The organism is Brevundimonas sp. (assembly GCF_019636155.1).
In the GTDB taxonomy this organism is placed as follows: Bacteria; Pseudomonadota; Alphaproteobacteria; order Caulobacterales; family Caulobacteraceae; genus Brevundimonas.
The window spans coordinates 112,131-128,319 of the sequence record NZ_JAHBYB010000001.1 but is presented as its reverse complement, the minus strand read 5'-3'; the positions used below and the strand labels follow the sequence as shown (position 1 = coordinate 128,319).

At 68.8% G+C, this 16,189-nt stretch carries 17 protein-coding genes; 9 read left to right on the top strand and 8 right to left on the bottom strand.

Annotation, left to right across the window (positions count from 1 at the left end):
• Window positions 1-68 precede the first annotated feature (68 nt).
• The 3 genes from KF910_RS00670 to KF910_RS00660 form a co-directional block, all read right to left on the bottom strand.
• A complete protein-coding gene (locus tag KF910_RS00670) occupies window positions 69-842 on the bottom strand; it encodes a chorismate mutase (protein ID WP_292258250.1) in 774 nt (257 codons plus the stop codon).
• A gap of 266 nt (window positions 843-1,108) precedes the next feature.
• A complete protein-coding gene (locus KF910_RS00665; RefSeq protein ID WP_292258248.1) occupies window positions 1,109-1,702 on the bottom strand; it encodes a prephenate dehydratase domain-containing protein in 594 nt (197 codons plus the stop codon).
• Window positions 1,699-3,072 (bottom strand): class II 3-deoxy-7-phosphoheptulonate synthase, encoded by a 1,374-nt coding sequence (locus KF910_RS00660; protein WP_292258246.1) that lies wholly within the window; start codon window positions 3,070-3,072, stop codon window positions 1,699-1,701. The genes KF910_RS00665 and KF910_RS00660 overlap by 4 nt, the downstream gene beginning before the upstream one ends.
• A gap of 303 nt (window positions 3,073-3,375) precedes the next feature.
• Here KF910_RS00660 and KF910_RS00655 point away from each other — a divergent pair, with 303 nt between their 5' ends.
• A complete protein-coding gene (locus KF910_RS00655; protein WP_292258244.1) occupies window positions 3,376-4,023 on the top strand; it encodes a glutathione S-transferase family protein in 648 nt (215 codons plus the stop codon).
• Window positions 4,024-4,027: 4 nt separating this feature from the next.
• Here KF910_RS00655 and KF910_RS00650 read toward each other — a convergent pair whose 3' ends face one another.
• The 4 genes from KF910_RS00650 to ligA all read right to left on the bottom strand — a co-directional run bounded on the left by KF910_RS00650 (window position 4,028) and on the right by ligA (window position 9,951).
• Window positions 4,028-4,600, bottom strand: coding sequence for a DUF4287 domain-containing protein (locus tag KF910_RS00650; protein WP_292258242.1), 573 nt, complete (start codon window positions 4,598-4,600; stop codon window positions 4,028-4,030).
• A 98-nt stretch (window positions 4,601-4,698) separates the two neighbouring features.
• Window positions 4,699-7,005 (bottom strand): ATP-dependent Clp protease ATP-binding subunit ClpA, encoded by a 2,307-nt coding sequence (clpA, locus tag KF910_RS00645; protein ID WP_292258240.1) that lies wholly within the window; start codon window positions 7,003-7,005, stop codon window positions 4,699-4,701.
• A 13-nt stretch (window positions 7,006-7,018) separates the two neighbouring features.
• Entirely contained in the window at window positions 7,019-7,348 is a 330-nt protein-coding gene (gene clpS, locus KF910_RS00640) for an ATP-dependent Clp protease adapter ClpS (RefSeq protein WP_292258238.1), read from the bottom strand.
• Between the two features lie 272 nt (window positions 7,349-7,620).
• On the bottom strand, window positions 7,621-9,951 hold the full coding sequence (ligA, locus tag KF910_RS00635; RefSeq protein ID WP_292258236.1) for an NAD-dependent DNA ligase LigA: 2,331 nt from the start codon (window positions 9,949-9,951) through the stop codon (window positions 7,621-7,623).
• 119 nt (window positions 9,952-10,070) lie between these two features.
• On the opposite strand from ligA, the gene KF910_RS00630 reads away from it, so the two are divergent.
• Genes KF910_RS00630 through KF910_RS00620 form a run of 3 tightly spaced genes read left to right on the top strand, consistent with a single transcriptional unit; the run spans window position 10,071 to window position 12,309 of the window.
• The gene (locus KF910_RS00630; RefSeq protein WP_292258234.1) at window positions 10,071-11,042 is read left to right on the top strand and encodes a M28 family peptidase; all 972 of its coding nucleotides are present in this window, start codon (window positions 10,071-10,073) and stop codon (window positions 11,040-11,042) included.
• A 57-nt stretch (window positions 11,043-11,099) separates the two neighbouring features.
• Window positions 11,100-11,729 (top strand): methyltransferase family protein, encoded by a 630-nt coding sequence (locus tag KF910_RS00625; RefSeq protein ID WP_292258232.1) that lies wholly within the window; start codon window positions 11,100-11,102, stop codon window positions 11,727-11,729.
• Between the two features lie 10 nt (window positions 11,730-11,739).
• Window positions 11,740-12,309, top strand: coding sequence for a hypothetical protein (locus tag KF910_RS00620; RefSeq protein WP_292258230.1), 570 nt, complete (start codon window positions 11,740-11,742; stop codon window positions 12,307-12,309).
• A gap of 19 nt (window positions 12,310-12,328) precedes the next feature.
• Here the strand turns inward: KF910_RS00620 and KF910_RS00615 are convergent, their stop codons facing one another.
• A complete protein-coding gene (locus KF910_RS00615) occupies window positions 12,329-12,787 on the bottom strand; it encodes a peptidylprolyl isomerase (protein ID WP_292258228.1) in 459 nt (152 codons plus the stop codon).
• 70 nt (window positions 12,788-12,857) lie between these two features.
• On the opposite strand from KF910_RS00615, the gene KF910_RS00610 reads away from it, so the two are divergent.
• The 5 genes from KF910_RS00610 to KF910_RS00590 are packed head-to-tail and all read left to right on the top strand — an operon-like array spanning window position 12,858 to window position 16,186.
• Entirely contained in the window at window positions 12,858-13,583 is a 726-nt protein-coding gene (locus KF910_RS00610; protein ID WP_292258226.1) for an RlmE family RNA methyltransferase, read from the top strand.
• A 36-nt stretch (window positions 13,584-13,619) separates the two neighbouring features.
• Window positions 13,620-13,856 (top strand): AbrB/MazE/SpoVT family DNA-binding domain-containing protein, encoded by a 237-nt coding sequence (locus KF910_RS00605; RefSeq protein ID WP_292258224.1) that lies wholly within the window; start codon window positions 13,620-13,622, stop codon window positions 13,854-13,856.
• A complete protein-coding gene (locus KF910_RS00600; protein ID WP_292258222.1) occupies window positions 13,843-14,262 on the top strand; it encodes a PIN domain-containing protein in 420 nt (139 codons plus the stop codon). Before KF910_RS00605 ends, KF910_RS00600 begins: the two co-directional genes overlap by 14 nt.
• 49 nt (window positions 14,263-14,311) lie before the next feature.
• Complete coding sequence (gene guaB / locus KF910_RS00595) at window positions 14,312-15,769, top strand: IMP dehydrogenase (RefSeq protein ID WP_292258220.1); 1,458 nt, start codon at window positions 14,312-14,314, stop codon at window positions 15,767-15,769.
• A gap of 18 nt (window positions 15,770-15,787) precedes the next feature.
• Complete coding sequence (locus KF910_RS00590) at window positions 15,788-16,186, top strand: MAPEG family protein (RefSeq protein ID WP_292258218.1); 399 nt, start codon at window positions 15,788-15,790, stop codon at window positions 16,184-16,186.
• Window positions 16,187-16,189: the final 3 nt, after the last annotated feature.

The window sequence follows — 16,189 nt, the reverse complement described above, 5'->3', positions numbered from 1 at the left end:
TTCACCCTTTCATTGTGAGGTCGAAGGGTCCGCAAGCAAAGAGGAGGCTGTCATTCGCGGGATCACATTCAGCCCACTGCCCCCACGCAGCCATGCGGCTCGCCCAGCGGCAGGACCGCGTCGGTCAGGTGAAGCGACCAGCCGTGGTCGGTGGCCAGGGCCCAGCGGCGGGCGCCCGCGCCGTCGCCGGCGTCGCCGCCGGCGCTGACCACCACGCGGCGGCCGGCGGGCAGGGCGGCCGGGTCGATCTTGGCCACGGCCAGGGCGGTCGGGGTCTCGCCGCCGAAGCCGTCGAAGACCGTCAGGCTGTCCCATTCGCGGCGCAGGCCGATCCACCAGGGGTCGCCCGAGTTGACGGCCAGGACGGCGACGCCCCCCTCGGACGCCGCGAAGGCCAGGGCGGCCTCGGGCGCGTGGGCGATGCGGATCTCGGCGGCGGCGCCGAAGCGGCGCCGGGCGCCGTCGAAGGCGCGGGCCGGATCGACCGGGGCCCAGACCTGGACCTTCTGCACCCCCTGGCGGGCCAGGCCCCAGCCGACGATCTCGCGCCACAGATGGCCCACGGCCGGGGCGTTGTCGGGATCGCAGCGGTCCAGCATCCGCGCCATCACCGCCTGTTCGCGGTCGGGACGCAGCTTGGTGTGGGGGCCGGTGGGGGCGTCCTTGGCCCGGCCGACGCGGGCGGCCAGGCGCAGCCGCTGCTCGAACAGGGCCAGCAACTGGTCGTCGACCAGGTCGATCTCGTGCCGCAGGGCGGCCAGGGCCATCTGTTCGGGGGTGATGTCGGCCGGTTCGGCGACGGCGGCGGCGGGCCAGATCTGCAGGAGGCGGGCTTGGGGCATGGGAGGCGGGCTTTCGGAAAGAACGGAATCGATAGGGGCGAACAGCCGCTCAGGGTCTGAGCGGTCGCCGGCGAGACTGTCAGGAGCGTTTGGCGCCCAACGCCTCAGCCGGCGTATCGAAAGCCGTAGAAGCCGAAATAATAGGAAGCGGCCGCGCGCGAGCGGGTGTTCAGTTCGGCAGTGGCGCGCAGCGTGGACATGGGTCCGGTTCCGTGAGGATCGTTCGGCGATCCTGCCCTATCGGATCGCGCACGGATCGTGCCGCGTCAAGCCGTTTGGGCGCTCAACAGGACAAATCGCGTCCGGTTGTCGGCCGAATCCTGAAGGTCGTTGCTCAGAATCGACAGGCCGTAGGCGTCGGCGGCGCCGCGCGGGGCGATGGCGGCGCGGGTGCGGTCGCCGGCCTCGGCCACGGCCTGGGCGGCCCCGGCGGTGTCGAAGGCCTCGACCGGGGCGATGCCCATGGCCTTCAGGGTATGGACGCACTGGCCCAGGGCGGCCGGATGGCTCTCGGCCGTGCGGATGTCGGACAGGCGGGCGCCCGGCGGCGCCATCAGGACCAGCCGGATCGGGCGCCAGACCTCGGCCGCCGGCTCCATGTCCAGGGCCTCCACCAGGCTGGCGGCGGGTTCGACCCGGCCGATGATGGTGTTCTCGACCGGGATCAGGGCGCAGCCGCAGTCGCCGGACAGCATGGCCTGGATCGCGTCCTGGAAGGTGGGAAACCCGATCGGCGCGTCCCAAGGACGCAGGTTCAGACAGGCCTCGTGGCTGAAGGCGCCGGGCGCCCCCTGATAGGCGACGCGGCCCGGATTCAACGGCGGCGCCTTGCCCTGGGGGACGCTGTCGGCGTGGGTCATGCGGCGGCCGAGCGCGCCTGGCGCCCCGCCTTCAGCCGCTCGGCCACCAGGAAGGCCAGCTCCAGCGCCTGATCGGCGTTCAGGCGCGGGTCGCAATGGGTGTGGTAGCGGCTGGACAGGTCGTCCTCGGTCACCGCCTGGGCGCCGCCCAGACATTCGGTGACGTTCTGGCCGGTCATCTCCAGGTGGACGCCGCCGGGATGGACGCCCTCGGCCTCGGCCACGTCGATGAAGCTGCGAACCTCGGCCAGGATGCGGTCGAACGGCCGGGTCTTGTAGCCGTTGGCGGCCTTTAGCGTATTGCCGTGCATCGGGTCGATCGACCAGACCACGCGCTTGCCGTGCGCCTTGGCGGCGGCCATCAGGGCGGGCAGCCGGTCGCCCACCTTGTCCGCCCCGAACCGGCCAATCAGCGTCAGGCGGCCGGGGGTGTTGTCGGGGTTCAGGGCGTCGATCAGGCGCAGCAGCTCGTCCGGCTCCAGCGTCGGGCCGCATTTGACGCCGATGGGGTTCCTGATGCCGCGCATGAACTCGACATGGGCGCCGTCCAGTTGCCGGGTCCGCTCGCCGATCCACAGCATGTGCGCCGAGGTGTCGAACCATTCGCCGGTCGAGCCGTCCAGGCGGGTCAGGGCGCTTTCGACATTCAGCAGCAGGGCCTCATGGCTGGTGAAGACCTCGACCCGCGCCAGATCGGGATGGGTGGCGGGGGTCACGCCCACCGCCTCCATGAAGGCCAGGGCCTCGCCGATCTTGTCGGCCAGGTCGCGATAACGGGCGCCATAGGCGTTGTCGCCCGCGAACCCCAGGGTCCAGCGATGGATGTTGTACAGGTCGGCATAACCGCCGCTGGCATAGCCGCGCAGCAGGTTCAGGGTCGCCGCCGACTGGTGATAGGCCTTCAGGAGGCGCTGAGGATCGGGCAGGCGGTCCTGGGCGGTGAAGGCCATGCCGTTGATGATGTCGCCGCGATAGCTGGGCAGGGTCTGGTCGCCGATGGTCTCCAGCCCGGACGAGCGCGGCTTTGCGAACTGGCCCGCGATGCGGCCGACCTTCACCACCGGCTTCCTACCCGCGAAGGTCAGGACCACCGCCATCTGCAGGATCAGGCGGAAGGCGTCGCGGATGTTGTCGGTCGAGAATTCCTTGAAGCTTTCGGCGCAGTCGCCGCCCTGCAACAGAAAGGCCTCGCCCGCCTCGACCTGGGCCAGGCGCTGGGTCAGGTTGCGCGCCTCGCCGGCGAAGACCAGGGGCGGCATGGCGGCCAGTTCATCCTCGACCGCCGCCAGGGCGCGCGCGTCCGGATAGTCCGTGGGCATTTGCACCACGGGTTTCGACCGCCAGCTGTCGGGGCTCCAACGCATAGTCATGAGGCCAAGATAGGCCGTTGACGGGACGGGAACAATGATCCGGCGCCGGTGCGACATCTGGGGCGTTCTGTGTCTGGACCGGCCCTCTCCTGATGGGAGAGGGCTTAAGCGCCCAAGAGCCCGTCGGGGCGATTGGCCTTGCGCGAAAGGGTGAGGGTCGGCTCGTCGAGGTCAGGGCGCGATCGGCCACATCCGCCCCTCACCCTTTCGTCTGACCGATCGCTACGCTCCCGGAGGCTCAAGTCCTCTCCCATCGGGAGAGGGAAACCGATACGTCTCCGTATGTTCGCCAGGGAGGACCCTATGGCCCCGATCATCACCGCCTTCGAACGCTCGCCCGACCGGGGCCGAGGCCTGGCGCGCGACATGCGGGTCCGCTGGGCGCTGGAGGAGGTGGGCCAGTCCTATGACGTGCGTCTGGTCGACTTCGCGGCGATGAAACAGCCGCCGCACATGGCCCTGCATCCGTTCGGCCAGATTCCGACCTTCGAGTCCGGCGGCCTGACCCTGTTCGAGACCGGGGCCATCGTCCTGCACATCGCCGAGACTTATGGCGGGCTTCTGCCGGAAGAAGCGGACGCCCGGGCGCGCGCCATCGCCTGGATGTTCGCGGCCGTGAACACGGTCGAGCCGCCGATCGTGGAGATATCGATGGCCACGGTTCTGGAGACGGACAAGCCCTGGTTCGCCCAGCGCCAGCCGATGCTGCAAGACCGTGTCCGCACGCGCCTGGGCCAGTTGTCCGACCGCCTGGGTCAGGCCGAGTGGCTGGACGGCGGTTTCAGCGCCGGCGACCTGATGATGATCAATGTGCTGATGCGGGCCGAAAGCTCGGGCCTGATGGAGGCCTTCCCCAATCTGACGGCCTATCTGGCGCGCGGCCGGGCGCGTCCGGCCTTCCAGCGCGCCTTCGCCGCCCAGAAGGCGGTGTTCGAGGCCGCGGCGGGTTAGGGGCTCAGCCGCGCTCGGCGGCCAGGGCGAACAGGCGGGCGATCTCGGCGTCGACGGATTGCGGCCCGTCCAGCTCGACCACCGCCGTCAGTCGTTCCGACCAGCTCTCCCGGCGCACGGCGGGCGACAGGCGAGGGGAGGCTGTCGGCTCCAGCTTCAGCCCCAGCAGGGCGCGCCCGCCCTTCAGCGGCCGGGTCGCGGCGAACTGAACCGCGCGCGAGAAGCTGGTGTAGCCTTTGCGCTGGCCCGAGATGATGCCGGCGGCGGCGGCGGCCTCGATCGCCTCCAGGATGGCCAGGGCGGCGGGGTCCTTCCACAGGGCGGCGCGCAGTTCGGCGGCCTCGTCCCAGCCGGGCCCGGCCGAGGGGGCGCAGGCGTCCAGGATCTGGGCGGCGTGGTTCTGGCCCACCCCGTATTCAGCCTTCAGCCAGGCCGCCCGGGCGCGCGGCGCGGTCTCGGGACAGGTCTTCATGATCTCGACCCAGTCGGCCAGGGACCGGCCGGTGTTCTTTTCCAGATTGGCCTGGACGGTGGCGAACCACTTCTTCTGGCGTTCGGTCAGGACGGCGCCTGTCATGATCGTCTCCGCGTTCGGCCGCAGCCTGAACCCTGGCGGCGCAAACGAAAAGGCCCGGATGTCGCCATCCGGGCCCTCGTGTGCGTCTGTCCGCTTGATCAGTCGGCCGGTTCTTCCGCGGCTTCGCGCGTCGCCGCATCGGCCGAACCGCCGATGTCGAAGGCGATCTTGCCGTCCACCAGCGCGACCTTCACATGGCCGCCGCGCACCAGCCGTCCGAACAGGATCTCGTCGGCCAGGGGCTTCTTGATCGAGTCCTGGATGACCCGCGCCAGGGGACGGGCGCCATACAGTTCGTCGAAGCCGTTCTTGGCCAGCCAGTCGGCCGCCTCGTCGGTCAGTTCGATGGTGATGTTGCGGTCCGCCAGCTGGGCCTCAAGTTGCAGGACGAACTTCGTCACCACCGACTTGATGGTCTCGGCGTCCAGCGCCTTGAAGGCGACGATGGCGTCCAGGCGGTTGCGGAACTCGGGCGCGAACAGGCGCTGGATGGCCTTGTCGTCCTCGCCCTCGACCTTGCCGCGACCGAAACCGATGGCCGCGCGGGCGTTGTCGGCGGCGCCGGCGTTGGTGGTCATGATCAGGATGACGTTCCGGAAATCGACCTTCTTGCCGACCGCATCGGTCAGCATGCCGTTGTCCATCACCTGCAGCAGGATGTTGTAGACGTCCGGGTGGGCCTTCTCGATCTCGTCCAGCAGGACCACCGCATGCGGATGCTGGTCCACCGCATCGGTCAGAAGCCCGCCCTGGTCATGGCCGACATAGCCCGGAGGGGCGCCGATCAGGCGGCTGACCGTATGGCGCTCCATGTATTCGGACATGTCGAAGCGCTGCATCTCGATGCCCAGGGTGGCGGCCAGCTGCTTGGCCACCTCGGTCTTGCCGACGCCGGTCGGGCCGGAGAACAGGAAGCAGCCGATCGGCTTGTTCGGATCGCGCAGGCCGGCGCGGGCCAGCTTCATGGCCGATGACACCTGTTCGATGGCGCCCTCCTGGCCGAAGACGACGCGCTTCAGGTCACGTTCCAGATCGCGCAGGGATTCGGTGTCGGACTTGGAAACCGACTTGGCCGGGATGCGGGCCATCTTGGCTATGACCGCCTCGACCTCCTTCTGGCCGATGACCTTCTTGCGCTTGGATTCGGGCAGCAGCATCTGCGACGCGCCCGCCTCGTCGATGACGTCGATGGCCTTGTCCGGCAGTTTGCGGTCGGTCATGTAGCGGGCCGACAACTCGACCGCCGTGCGCACCGCCGCCTCGGTGTAGCGCAGCTTGTGATGCTGCTCGTAATAGGTCTTCAGCCCCTTCAGGATCTTGACCGTGTCCTCGACCGTCGGTTCGTTGACGTCGATCTTCTGGAAGCGGCGGACCAGGGCGCGGTCCTTCTCGAAATGCTGGCGGTATTCCTTGTAGGTGGTCGAACCCATGCAGCGCAGGGTTCCCGACGCCAGGGCCGGCTTCAGCAGGTTGGAGGCGTCCATGGCCCCGCCACTGGTTGCGCCGGCGCCGATCACCGTGTGGATCTCGTCGATGAACAGGATGGCGTTGTCGTGGTTTTCCAGTTCCTTGACGACCTGTTTCAGCCGCTCCTCGAAGTCGCCGCGATAGCGGGTGCCGGCCAGCAGGGCGCCCATGTCGAGGCTGTAGATGGTCGCGCCCTTCAGCACGTCCGGCACCTCGCCGTTGACGATCTTGCGCGCCAGGCCTTCGGCGATGGCGGTCTTGCCGACGCCGGGTTCGCCGACCAGCAGGGGGTTGTTCTTGGTGCGGCGGCACAGGATCTGGATCGAGCGTTCGACCTCGGCCATGCGGCCGATCAGGGGGTCGATCCGGCCCTGGCGCGACTTCTCGTTCAGATCGATGCAATAGGCCTCCAGCGCCTCGCCACCCTGTTTGACGGCGGCGGCGTCATCGGCGTCCTCGGGGCTCTGGCCGCTGCGGACGGGACGGGTCTCGCCCGAGCCGGTCTTGGCGATGCCGTGGGCGATGAAATTGACCGCGTCATACCGTGTCATCTCCTGCTCCTGCAGGAAGTAGGCGGCGTGGCTCTCGCGTTCGGAGAAGATAGCCACCAGGACATTGGCGCCCGACACCTCCTCGCGGCCCGACGACTGGACGTGGATCACCGCGCGCTGGATCACCCGCTGGAAGCCGGCGGTGGGCTTGGCGTCCTCGCCGTCCGCCGTGGCCAGGGCGGCCAGGTCGTTGTCGACATAAAGGGTCAGGGCGGTCTTCAGCGCCGTCAGGTCGACGTTGCAGGCCCGCATCACGCCCGAGGCGTCCGGGTCGTCGACCAGGGCCAGCAGCAGGTGCTCCAGCGTGGCGTATTCGTGCCGGCGCGTGTTCGCATAGTGGACCGCGCGGTGCAGGGTTTCTTCGAGAGGACGGGAAAACGAAGGCATGCGAAGGCTCCTCTCAGTCCTTTTCCATCGTGCATTGCAGGGGATGCTGGTGGCGCCGCGCCGTCTCGACCACCTGGGCGACCTTGGTTTCGGCCACTTCGTAGGTGTAGACGCCGCACACCCCGACGCCATGCTGGTGCACATGCAGCATGATGCGGGTCGCGTCCTCGCGGTCCTTCTGGAAGAACCGCTCCAGCACATAGACGACGAATTCCATCGGCGTGTAGTCGTCGTTCAGGATCAGCACCCGATACAGCGAGGGCTTCTGAAGCTTCGGCTTGGTTTCGGTGACGGTGGCGGTTCCAGAACCGCCGCCCGCGTCGCCGGGCCTTTGGATGGGCATTCGTCGTCCGTCTTGGGGAGTCGATGGATCAGATAGGGAATGATGGCCTGATTTGTAGAGGCGTCCAGTCACACCCTGCGTGAACCGTGCCAACCTCCTTTTCGGCATCCTACGGCGAGCGATGCGAGGCCGGGGTTCCAGCGGCGCGCGAGGGCGTGAACCTGTCACGCACGCGGCTCGCGGATAGATCGCCCCCGCTACGCTCCGGCAGAAGCTGAACCATTTTTCTGGGCTCAGTCGATTCCGACTGAACCGGAAATGGTCCAGGCAGGTCAGGCGATCAGGGCCAGCCAGTCGTCTTCGGTGAGGACGGTGACGCCGTGCTTCTGGGCCTCGGCCAGTTTCGATCCGGCGCCGGGGCCGGCGACCAGATAGTCGGTCTTCTTCGACACCGAGCCGGACACCTTGGCCCCCAGGCTTTCGGCGCGGGCCTTGGCCTCGTCGCGGGTGAACCGCTCCAGGGCGCCGGTGAAGACCACCGTCTTGCCCGCCACCGCTGTGTCGGTCTGGGGCCGTTCGGCGTCTTCGACCCGGTCCAGTTCGGCGACCAGGGCGGCGACCACGGCCTTGTTGTGGTCCTCGTGGAAGAAGTCGGCGATGGCGCGGGCGGCGACGGGGCCGACCCCGGCGATCCCGGCGATGCGGCCCAGGGTCTCGGACGGGCCTTCGTCGCGCGCGACCTGGGCCAGGCGGCGCAAGGAAGGCCAGTCGGGCGCGCGCTCGGCCAGGGCGCGGCGGGCGGGGGCGGCCAGGCCGGGGAAGGCCAGGGCGATCTTCTGATCCAGCGGCGCCTCGGGCCAGGGGTCGGCCTGGGCCGGTTCGGCGGCGGCGAGGATGGACAGGACGCGCGGCGATATGCCCGGCGTCAGGCTGAGCGCCGTCCAGTCGGCCGAGGGTATGCCTGCCGCCGCTTGGAGCCCTGCCGCATGGAAGGCGTCCCAACTGCCGAACTCGCGCGCCAGCAGCAGGGAGGTCTGTTCCCCGATCTCGCGCACCCCCAGGGCGAAGATCAGGCGGTCCAGGGCGATGGTGCGTCGCGCCACGATGCCGGCGACCAGGTTGCGCACGCTGGTCTCGCCATAGCCGTCTTCGGCGCGCAGGGTCGCCAGTTTTTCCTCGTCACGCGCCAGGCGGAAGATGTCGGCCGGTTCGCGGATCCAGCCCCGCTCGTGGAAGGCGATCAGCTGTTTTTCGCCAAGACCTTCAATGTCGAAGGCTCGGCGGCTGACGAAATGCTTCAGCCGCTCGACGATCTGGGCGTTGCAGATCAGGCCGCCGGTGCAGCGGCGGCGCGCCTCGCCTTCCTCGCGCACGGCCTCGGAGCCGCAGACGGGGCAGTGGGTCGGGAAGACATAGGGCGCGGCGTCGGCGGGGCGGCGATCCGGCACGATGGCGACGATCTGGGGGATGACGTCGCCGGCGCGTTGCAGCACCACGGTGTCGCCGATGCGCACGTCCTTGCGGGCGATCTCGTCTTCGTTGTGCAGGGTGGCGTTGCGCACCACCACGCCGCCGACGGTGACGGGGTGCAGGCGGGCGACGGGGGTCAGGGAGCCGGTGCGCCCCACCTGGATGTCGATGCCTTCCAGCACCGTGGTCGCCTGCTGGGCCGGGAATTTGTGGGCGATGGCCCAGCGGGGGCTGCGGGCGATGAAGCCCAGACGCTGTTGCCAGTCGATGCGGTCGACCTTGTAGACCACGCCGTCGATGTCATAGCCCAGGGCGGCGCGGCGGGTCTGAAGATCCTGGTAGGTCTGGATCAGGCTGTCGGTTGCAAACTGGGCCTGGCCCGAGACGCGCCAGACGCCGGGGGTGATGAAGCCCCAGTCCTGCAGGATCTCCAGCCCATCCCATTCGCTGTCGGCGAAGGGGGCGGACAGTTCGCCCCAGGCGTAGGCGAAGAAGCGCAAGGGACGCGTCGCCGTGGTCTCCGGGTTCTTCTGGCGCAGGGAGCCGGCGGCGAAATTGCGGGGGTTGGCGTAGGTGCGCTGGCCCGCCGCCTCGGCCGCCGCGTTGAAGGCGTCGAAGGCCTCGTTGGGGGCATAGACCTCGCCCCGCACCTCGATGACGTCGGGCCAGCCGTCGCCGGACAGGCGCTGGGGGATGTCGGCGATGGTCTTCAGATTGGCGGTGACGTCCTCGCCCGTTTTGCCGTCGCCGCGGGTGGCGCCGCGGACCAGGACGCCCTTTTCGTAGCGCAGGCTGGCGGACAGGCCGTCGATCTTGGGCTCGGCCACAAAGGCCAGGTCTTCCTTTTCGCCCAGCTTGAGGAAGCGGCGGATGCGGGCGACGAAATCGGCCACCTCCTGATCGTCGAAGGCGTTGTCCAGGCTGAGCATCGGCACGCCGTGGCGGACCGGGGCGAACTGGCTGGAGGCCTCGGCGCCGACCTTGAGGCTGGGGCTGTCGGTGCGGACCAGGGCGGGGAAGCGGGCCTCCATGGCGCCGTTGCGGACCTTTAGGGCGTCATAGTCGGCGTCACTGATCTGGGGCGCGTCGTCCTGATGGTAGAGGCGGTCGTGATGGGCCAGTTCGGACGCCAGGCGGGCCAGCTCCTGACGGGCCTGGTCTTCGGTCAGATCGTCGACGGGAATGGCGTTCATGGGAATCGCAAACGGCGGAAAGGTCCATGAGGTTCTAGCCTCGGCATGACAGGACGTTAAGCTGACGCCGCGCCGGACCGTCGTTAAGGTCGCGCCCGAATCCGCAAGCTGGAGCCTCCATGCGCCCGATCCCCGCCCGTTTCGCCCTGGTCAGCCTGACCGCACTGGCCCTGTCGGCCTGCATGAGTTCGACAGTGGTGGAGCCGGCGGCCCCGGTTCCGGCCACGCCCCAGATCGACCGCTACGCCCAGCTGATGGACGATCTGCGGACCCTGTCGGCCGACGACATGGAGGGGCGGCTGATCGGCTCGCCCGGCGGCGAGCGGGCGCGGGCCTATCTGGTCGGGCGGCTGGAGGCCATGGGGGTGGCGGCGCCGGCCATGGGGCGGCTGCAGCCGTTCGAGGCGACGGTGAATCGCCGCGACGGCTCGACCGTGACCTTCAACGGGACCAACATCCTGGGCGTCATTCCGGGCACGCGGGCGGCGGATCGCTATATCGTCCTGACCGCCCACTATGACCACGAGGGGGTCAAGAACGGCGAGATCTACAACGGCGCCGACGACAACGCCTCGGGGGTCTCGACCCTGCTGGAGATCGTCGCCCGGCTGAAGGCGACGGCGCCGGAGCACAGTGTGCTGATCGCCCTGGTGGACGGGGAGGAGCGGGGCCTGCTGGGGGCCAAGCATTTCGTCGAGGCGCCGCCGGTGCCCCTGACCTCCATCGCCATCAACCTGAACTACGACATGACGGCGCGGGCCGAGAGCGACGGCAAGCTGTGGGTCACCGGCACGTACCAGCATCCGAACCTGCGGCCCCTGCTGGAGCCCATTCCCGCCAATGGCGCGATCAGCTTGGCCTTCGGCAAGGACACGCCCGAGGACACCGGCGCCGACAACTGGGTCATGGCGTCGGACCACGGCGCCTTCCATCGGGCAGGCCTGCCGTTCCTGTATTTCGGGGTGAATTTCCACCCGGACTATCACAAGCCGACCGACGACTTCGACAAGGTGACGCCGTCGGTCTTCATCAGCGCCACCGAACTGGCCTGGAGCGCCTTCCAGGCCGTTGACCGGGCGCTGGATCGCTGATCCGTTGGACCGGCCGCGGGCGAGGGTCCGCGGCCGTCCTCTTTCCGGAGCCCGTCGATGCCCGCCTTGCCGTCCGCCTTCGATATCCAGGCCGTCCAGAAACTGCGCAAGGCGGCCGTCCTGGTGCTGGGCCTGGCCCTGATCGGGGCCACTCTGTTTCTGCAGTCGCCCGGAGGAGTCGAGGGCGACTGGCACGAGGCGGTCGAGGCGGCGGGCCTGGGCGCCATCGTCATCGCCATCGTCGGACGGGCCTGGTGCTCGCTGTATATCGGCGGGCGCAAGAAGGCCGAGATCGTTGATCGCGGCCCCTATTCGATCAGCCGCAATCCTCTGTATGTCTTCAGCTTCATCGGCGCCTTCGGCATCGGCGCCCAGACCGGCCAGATCACCGTGGCGGCGATCTTCGTGGTCGCGGCCTGGGTGATCTTCCGCGCCACCGTCCGCAAGGAAGAGGCCTGGCTGAGCCGGGAGTTCGGCGAGACCTATGCCGCCTATGTGCGCCGCACGCCGCGTTTCCTGCCCCGGTTCTCGGCCTGGCGGGACGACGAGGAGCGGGTGGTGCGCCCGGCCTTCTTCCTGCTGACGCTGCGGGACGGCCTGGCCTTCCTGATCGCCATTCCCCTGTTCGAGGCCATTGACGCGGCCCAGGCCGAAGGCTGGCTGCGCGTCCTGACCCATCTGCCGTAGGAGAGCCTTGATGCGCCGCATCCTGATCCTGTCGGGCGCCGCCCTGGCGCTGGCCGTCGCCGGGTGCGAGCCGCCGGAGACGTCGAAGGGGGCGGCGTCGAAGGGGGAAGGGGCGCCGGCCGCCGCGCCCGTCTTCACCAGCGAGATCGAGCAGGACCAGTCGGGATACTATCTGCCGACGACCGAGGCGGCGGGCGGGGGATGGGTCTTCCATCACCTGTTCATGGGTCAGGCGGCCGATTTCGCGGCCTGGGAGGCGGGCCAGCGCAGCGAGACCTTCGCCCCCATCATGATCGAGTTCGAGGACCGCGACAGCCCGATGGTCCAGACCGAACTGGGCGAAAGCCGTAGCGGCCGGGCGCGCGTCCTGCCCACATCCTACGCCGTCAGCGGGGACCGGGTGCGGTTCGAGGGACGGTCGGAACGGCTGGGCGTCGTCAGGTTCGAGGGGCGGCTGGACGCCGGCGCCCTGGCCGAGTCGCGGCGCAACCTGGGCGCCGAGGGGGCGGTTCTGACCGGGACCCTGACCGTCGACGGCCGGGCCCGGCCGGTCAGCCTGCGCTGGTGGGCGGGGGACTGATCCCCCGCCTTCAGGCGTCCTAGCCCACCGTCGCCTTGACGATCTTGCCGGGCGCGCGGGGCGGCTCACCCTTGGGCAGGGCGTCGATGTGCTCCATGCCCGATTCGACCTGGCCCCAGACGGTGTACTGGCGGTCCAGGAAGGTGGCGTCGTCGAAGCAGATGAAGAACTGCGAATTGGCGCTGTTCGGGTCCGAGGTGCGGGCCATGGAGCAGACGCCGCGCACGTGCGGCTCGGCGCTGAATTCCTGCTTCAGGTTCGGCTTCTTGGAGCCGCCCGAGCCGGTGCCGGTCGGGTCGCCGCCCTGGGCCATGAAGCCGGGGATGACGCGGTGGAAGACCACGCCGTCATAGAAGCCCTCGCCGGCCAGTTCGGTGATGCGGGCGACGTGGCCGGGGGCTAGGTCGGGGCGTAGCTTGATGACCACGTCGCCGGTTCCGGCGCCGGTGTCGACGGTGAAGGTGAGGGTTTCGGCCATGGGGCCCTCCTGTGATCGGAATGTGCGAGCGGACATAGCGACTGACGGCGGCGACCGCTATGGGAGAGGCATGAGCGAGGACGAAAAGCCCCCCGAACGCCCCCAGGCTGAAAGGCGCCGCATGGTGCGCCCGCCCACGGGCGGCACGGCGGCCGGGCGCGGCATGGGCCAGAAGATCAAGACCGCCGACAAGAAGTCGATGTCCAGCCAGCAGTGGATCAAGCGGCAGCTGGCCGACCCCTGGTCCGACCGCGCCCGCGCCGAGGGATGGCGCAGCCGCGCGGCCTTCAAGCTGATGGAGATCGACGACAAACATCGTCTGATCCGGCCGGGGTCGCGGGTGATCGACCTGGGCGCGGCGCCCGGCGGCTGGGTCCAGGTGGCGCTGAAGCGGGGGGCGGCGGCGGTCGCGGGGGTGGACCTTCTGCCCATCGAACATATCGCGGGGGCCGAGCTGATCCAGGCGGACTTCACCACGCCCGGCGTGGACCAGCAGCTGATCGACCTGATCGGCGGGGCGCCGGACCTGGTGCTGTCGGACATGGCGCACAACACCATCGGCCATCGCCAGACCGACCACCTGAAGATCATCGCCCTGATCGAGATCGCCGCCGACTTCGCCATCCGCACCTTGCGGCCCGGCGGCGTCTTCGTGACCAAGAGCTTCCAGGGCGGGGACGCGGGCGGGGTTCTGGATGACCTGCGGACCCATTTCGAGACGGTGAAGACGGTCAAGCCCCAAGCCAGCCGCAAGGGCAGTTCCGAGGTCTATTGGGTTGCGCTGAACCGGCGATGATATACATTTGAGAATGTATATCCATGGAGGCGCGTCATGCCCAAGGTTTCACGATGGGGCAACAGCCTGGCCGTGCGGCTGCCCGCCAAGGTGGTCGAGGCGCTGGATCTGCACGACGGCGACGAGATCGCGGTGACGGTGGTCGGCAAGGACAGGCTGGAGATCGAGAAGGACGAGCGGCGGCGCGAGGCGATCAAGCAGATCAGGAAACTGGCCTGGCCCGTTCCGCCCGGCTTCCGGTTTGATCGTCTCGAATCCAATGAGCGGAAGTAGACCCTTCCTGGACACCAATATCCTGATCTACGCCGTGACGGATCAGGGTTGGAAATCGGACATCGCCAAGACCGTCCTCGTTAACGGAGGCGTGATCAGCGTCCAGGTGCTGAACGAGTTCGCGGCCGTCGCGAAGCGCAAGCTGGGCCGGAGCTGGCGAGAAATCGACGACGTCTCCGCAGGTTTTCGGAAATCGGGCCTGCAGGTGGTTCCGCTGGATGTCGCCACCCACTCGGACGGGCTGAAGCTGGCTGCGGAAGCCCAGCTTCACATCTATGACGCCTGCATCGTCGCCTCGGCGTCACGCGCCGGGTGCGGGCTTCTGCTGACCGAAGACCTGCAGGACGGACGGCGGTTCGGCGATCTGGTGGTGCGTAATCCGTTCGCGGGCGCGGCGGACGGTTGACACCAGTCCCGGCGCAGGGGATACGCGGCCCGCAAAACGGAGGCTCCTGATGGAGATACGCGAAGGCCTGACCTTCGACGATGTTTTGCTGGAACCCGGCCCGTCCGAGGTCATGCCCGCCGACGCGGACACCTCGACCCGCCTGACCCGAGACATCCGGTTGAACATCCCCCTGGCCTCTTCGGCCATGGACACGGTGACCGAGGCGCGCCTGGCCATCGCCATGGCCCAGGCGGGGGGGCTGGGGATCCTGCACCGCAACCTGACGGTCGAGGACCAGGCCGATCAGGTCCGCCAGGTGAAACGCTATGAAAGCGGCATGGTGGTCGATCCGGTCACGGTGACGCCGGACACCACCCTGGGCCAGGTGCGCGAGATCGTGGCGCGCAGGAAGATCACCGGCTTCCCGGTGGTGGACCCGAAGTCGGGCAGGCTGGTCGGAATGCTGACCAACCGCGACATGCGGTTCGAGAACGACCTGAACCGCAAGGCCGCCGATCTGATGACCACCGGGCCGCTGTTCACCGTGGCCGAGGGGGCGGGGCGTGACGAGGCCCTGGCCATCCTGCGTGACCGCAAGATCGAGCGGGTGATCGTCACCGACGAGGCCGGGCGCGCGGTCGGCCTGATCACCATGAAGGATATCGAGAAGGCCCAGGCCTTCCCCCATGCGGCCAAGGACGACCAGGGCCGGCTGCTGGTCGGCGCGGCCTCGACCGTGGGTGACAGCGGTTATGAACGGTCCATGGCTCTGGCCGAGGCGGGCGCGGACGTGGTGGTGATCGACACCGCCCATGGCCATTCGGTCCAGGTCGCCCGAGCGGTCGAGCGGGTGAAGCGCGAGACCAACCGGCTGCAGGTCGTCGCCGGAAACGTCGCCACCTATGACGCCGCCCGCGCCCTGATCGACGCGGGCGCCGATGCGGTGAAGGTGGGCATCGGGCCGGGCAGCATCTGCACCACCCGCATCGTCGCGGGCGTGGGCGTGCCCCAACTGACGGCCATCATGGAGGCCGTGCGCGCGGCGAGGGAAACGGGCGTGCCGATCATCGCCGACGGCGGCATCAAATATTCGGGCGACCTGGCCAAGGCCATCGCGGCGGGCGCGTCCTGCGCCATGATGGGCTCGATGTTCGCCGGCACGGACGAGAGCCCGGGCGAGGTCTTCCTGTATCAGGGCCGGAGCTACAAGTCGTATCGCGGCATGGGATCGGTCGGGGCGATGGGGGCCGGGTCGGCCGACCGCTATTTCCAGAAGGAGGTCGAGACCCAGAAGCTCGTGCCCGAGGGCATCGAGGGCCAGACCCCCTACAAGGGACCGATCAGCCCGGTGATCCACCAGCTGGTCGGCGGCCTGCGCGCGGCCATGGGCTATGTCGGCGCCGCGACCATCGAAGACTTCCAGCAACGGGCGCGGTTCGTGCGCATCACCGGGGCGGGCCTGCGCGAAAGCCATGTCCACGACGTGATGATCACGCGCGAGGCGCCCAACTATCGTCAGGGCTGACCGGGGAGGGTCAAGACCATGGATATGACGCCTGAGTTCATCATGCTGGCCTTCACCCTGATCCTGGCCCTGGTCCAGATCCTGTGGGCGGCGTCGGCGCGAACGCGCGAACTGGGTCTGAAGTGGAACGCCGGCGCGCGCGACGGCGTGCCGCCGCCGCCGGGGCCGCTGGCCGGGCGGCTGATGCGGGCCCAGGCCAATCTGTTCGAGACCCTGCCGATCTTCGCCGCCGCCGTCATCATGGCCCATGTGGCGGGCGAGGACGGCCAGATGACCTTCCTGGGGACGCATCTCTATTTCTTCGGGCGGCTGGTCTATTTGCCGCTCTATGCCTTCGGGATTGCCTATGTGCGGTCGCTGGCCTGGGCGGTCAGCCTGGCCGGGCTGGTCATGGTCATCGCCGCCCTGTTCGTCTGATCT

Coding starts and splice junctions, on each gene's coding strand:
- KF910_RS00605 (WP_292258224.1), top strand. CDS start 13,620: ATGCCCAAGGTTTCACGATGGGGCAACAGCCTGGCCGTGCGGCTGCCC.
- KF910_RS00615 (WP_292258228.1), bottom strand. CDS start 12,787: ATGGCCGAAACCCTCACCTTCACCGTCGACACCGGCGCCGGAACCGGC.
- KF910_RS00650 (WP_292258242.1), bottom strand. CDS start 4,600: ATGACAGGCGCCGTCCTGACCGAACGCCAGAAGAAGTGGTTCGCCACC.
- KF910_RS00620 (WP_292258230.1), top strand. CDS start 11,740: ATGCGCCGCATCCTGATCCTGTCGGGCGCCGCCCTGGCGCTGGCCGTC.
- KF910_RS00610 (WP_292258226.1), top strand. CDS start 12,858: ATGAGCGAGGACGAAAAGCCCCCCGAACGCCCCCAGGCTGAAAGGCGC.
- KF910_RS00660 (WP_292258246.1), bottom strand. CDS start 3,072: ATGACTATGCGTTGGAGCCCCGACAGCTGGCGGTCGAAACCCGTGGTG.
- ligA (WP_292258236.1), bottom strand. CDS start 9,951: ATGAACGCCATTCCCGTCGACGATCTGACCGAAGACCAGGCCCGTCAG.
- guaB (WP_292258220.1), top strand. CDS start 14,312: ATGGAGATACGCGAAGGCCTGACCTTCGACGATGTTTTGCTGGAACCC.
- KF910_RS00655 (WP_292258244.1), top strand. CDS start 3,376: ATGGCCCCGATCATCACCGCCTTCGAACGCTCGCCCGACCGGGGCCGA.
- KF910_RS00625 (WP_292258232.1), top strand. CDS start 11,100: ATGCCCGCCTTGCCGTCCGCCTTCGATATCCAGGCCGTCCAGAAACTG.
- KF910_RS00630 (WP_292258234.1), top strand. CDS start 10,071: ATGCGCCCGATCCCCGCCCGTTTCGCCCTGGTCAGCCTGACCGCACTG.
- clpS (WP_292258238.1), bottom strand. CDS start 7,348: ATGCCCATCCAAAGGCCCGGCGACGCGGGCGGCGGTTCTGGAACCGCC.
- KF910_RS00590 (WP_292258218.1), top strand. CDS start 15,788: ATGGATATGACGCCTGAGTTCATCATGCTGGCCTTCACCCTGATCCTG.
- KF910_RS00665 (WP_292258248.1), bottom strand. CDS start 1,702: ATGACCCACGCCGACAGCGTCCCCCAGGGCAAGGCGCCGCCGTTGAAT.
- clpA (WP_292258240.1), bottom strand. CDS start 7,005: ATGCCTTCGTTTTCCCGTCCTCTCGAAGAAACCCTGCACCGCGCGGTC.
- KF910_RS00600 (WP_292258222.1), top strand. CDS start 13,843: ATGAGCGGAAGTAGACCCTTCCTGGACACCAATATCCTGATCTACGCC.
- KF910_RS00670 (WP_292258250.1), bottom strand. CDS start 842: ATGCCCCAAGCCCGCCTCCTGCAGATCTGGCCCGCCGCCGCCGTCGCC.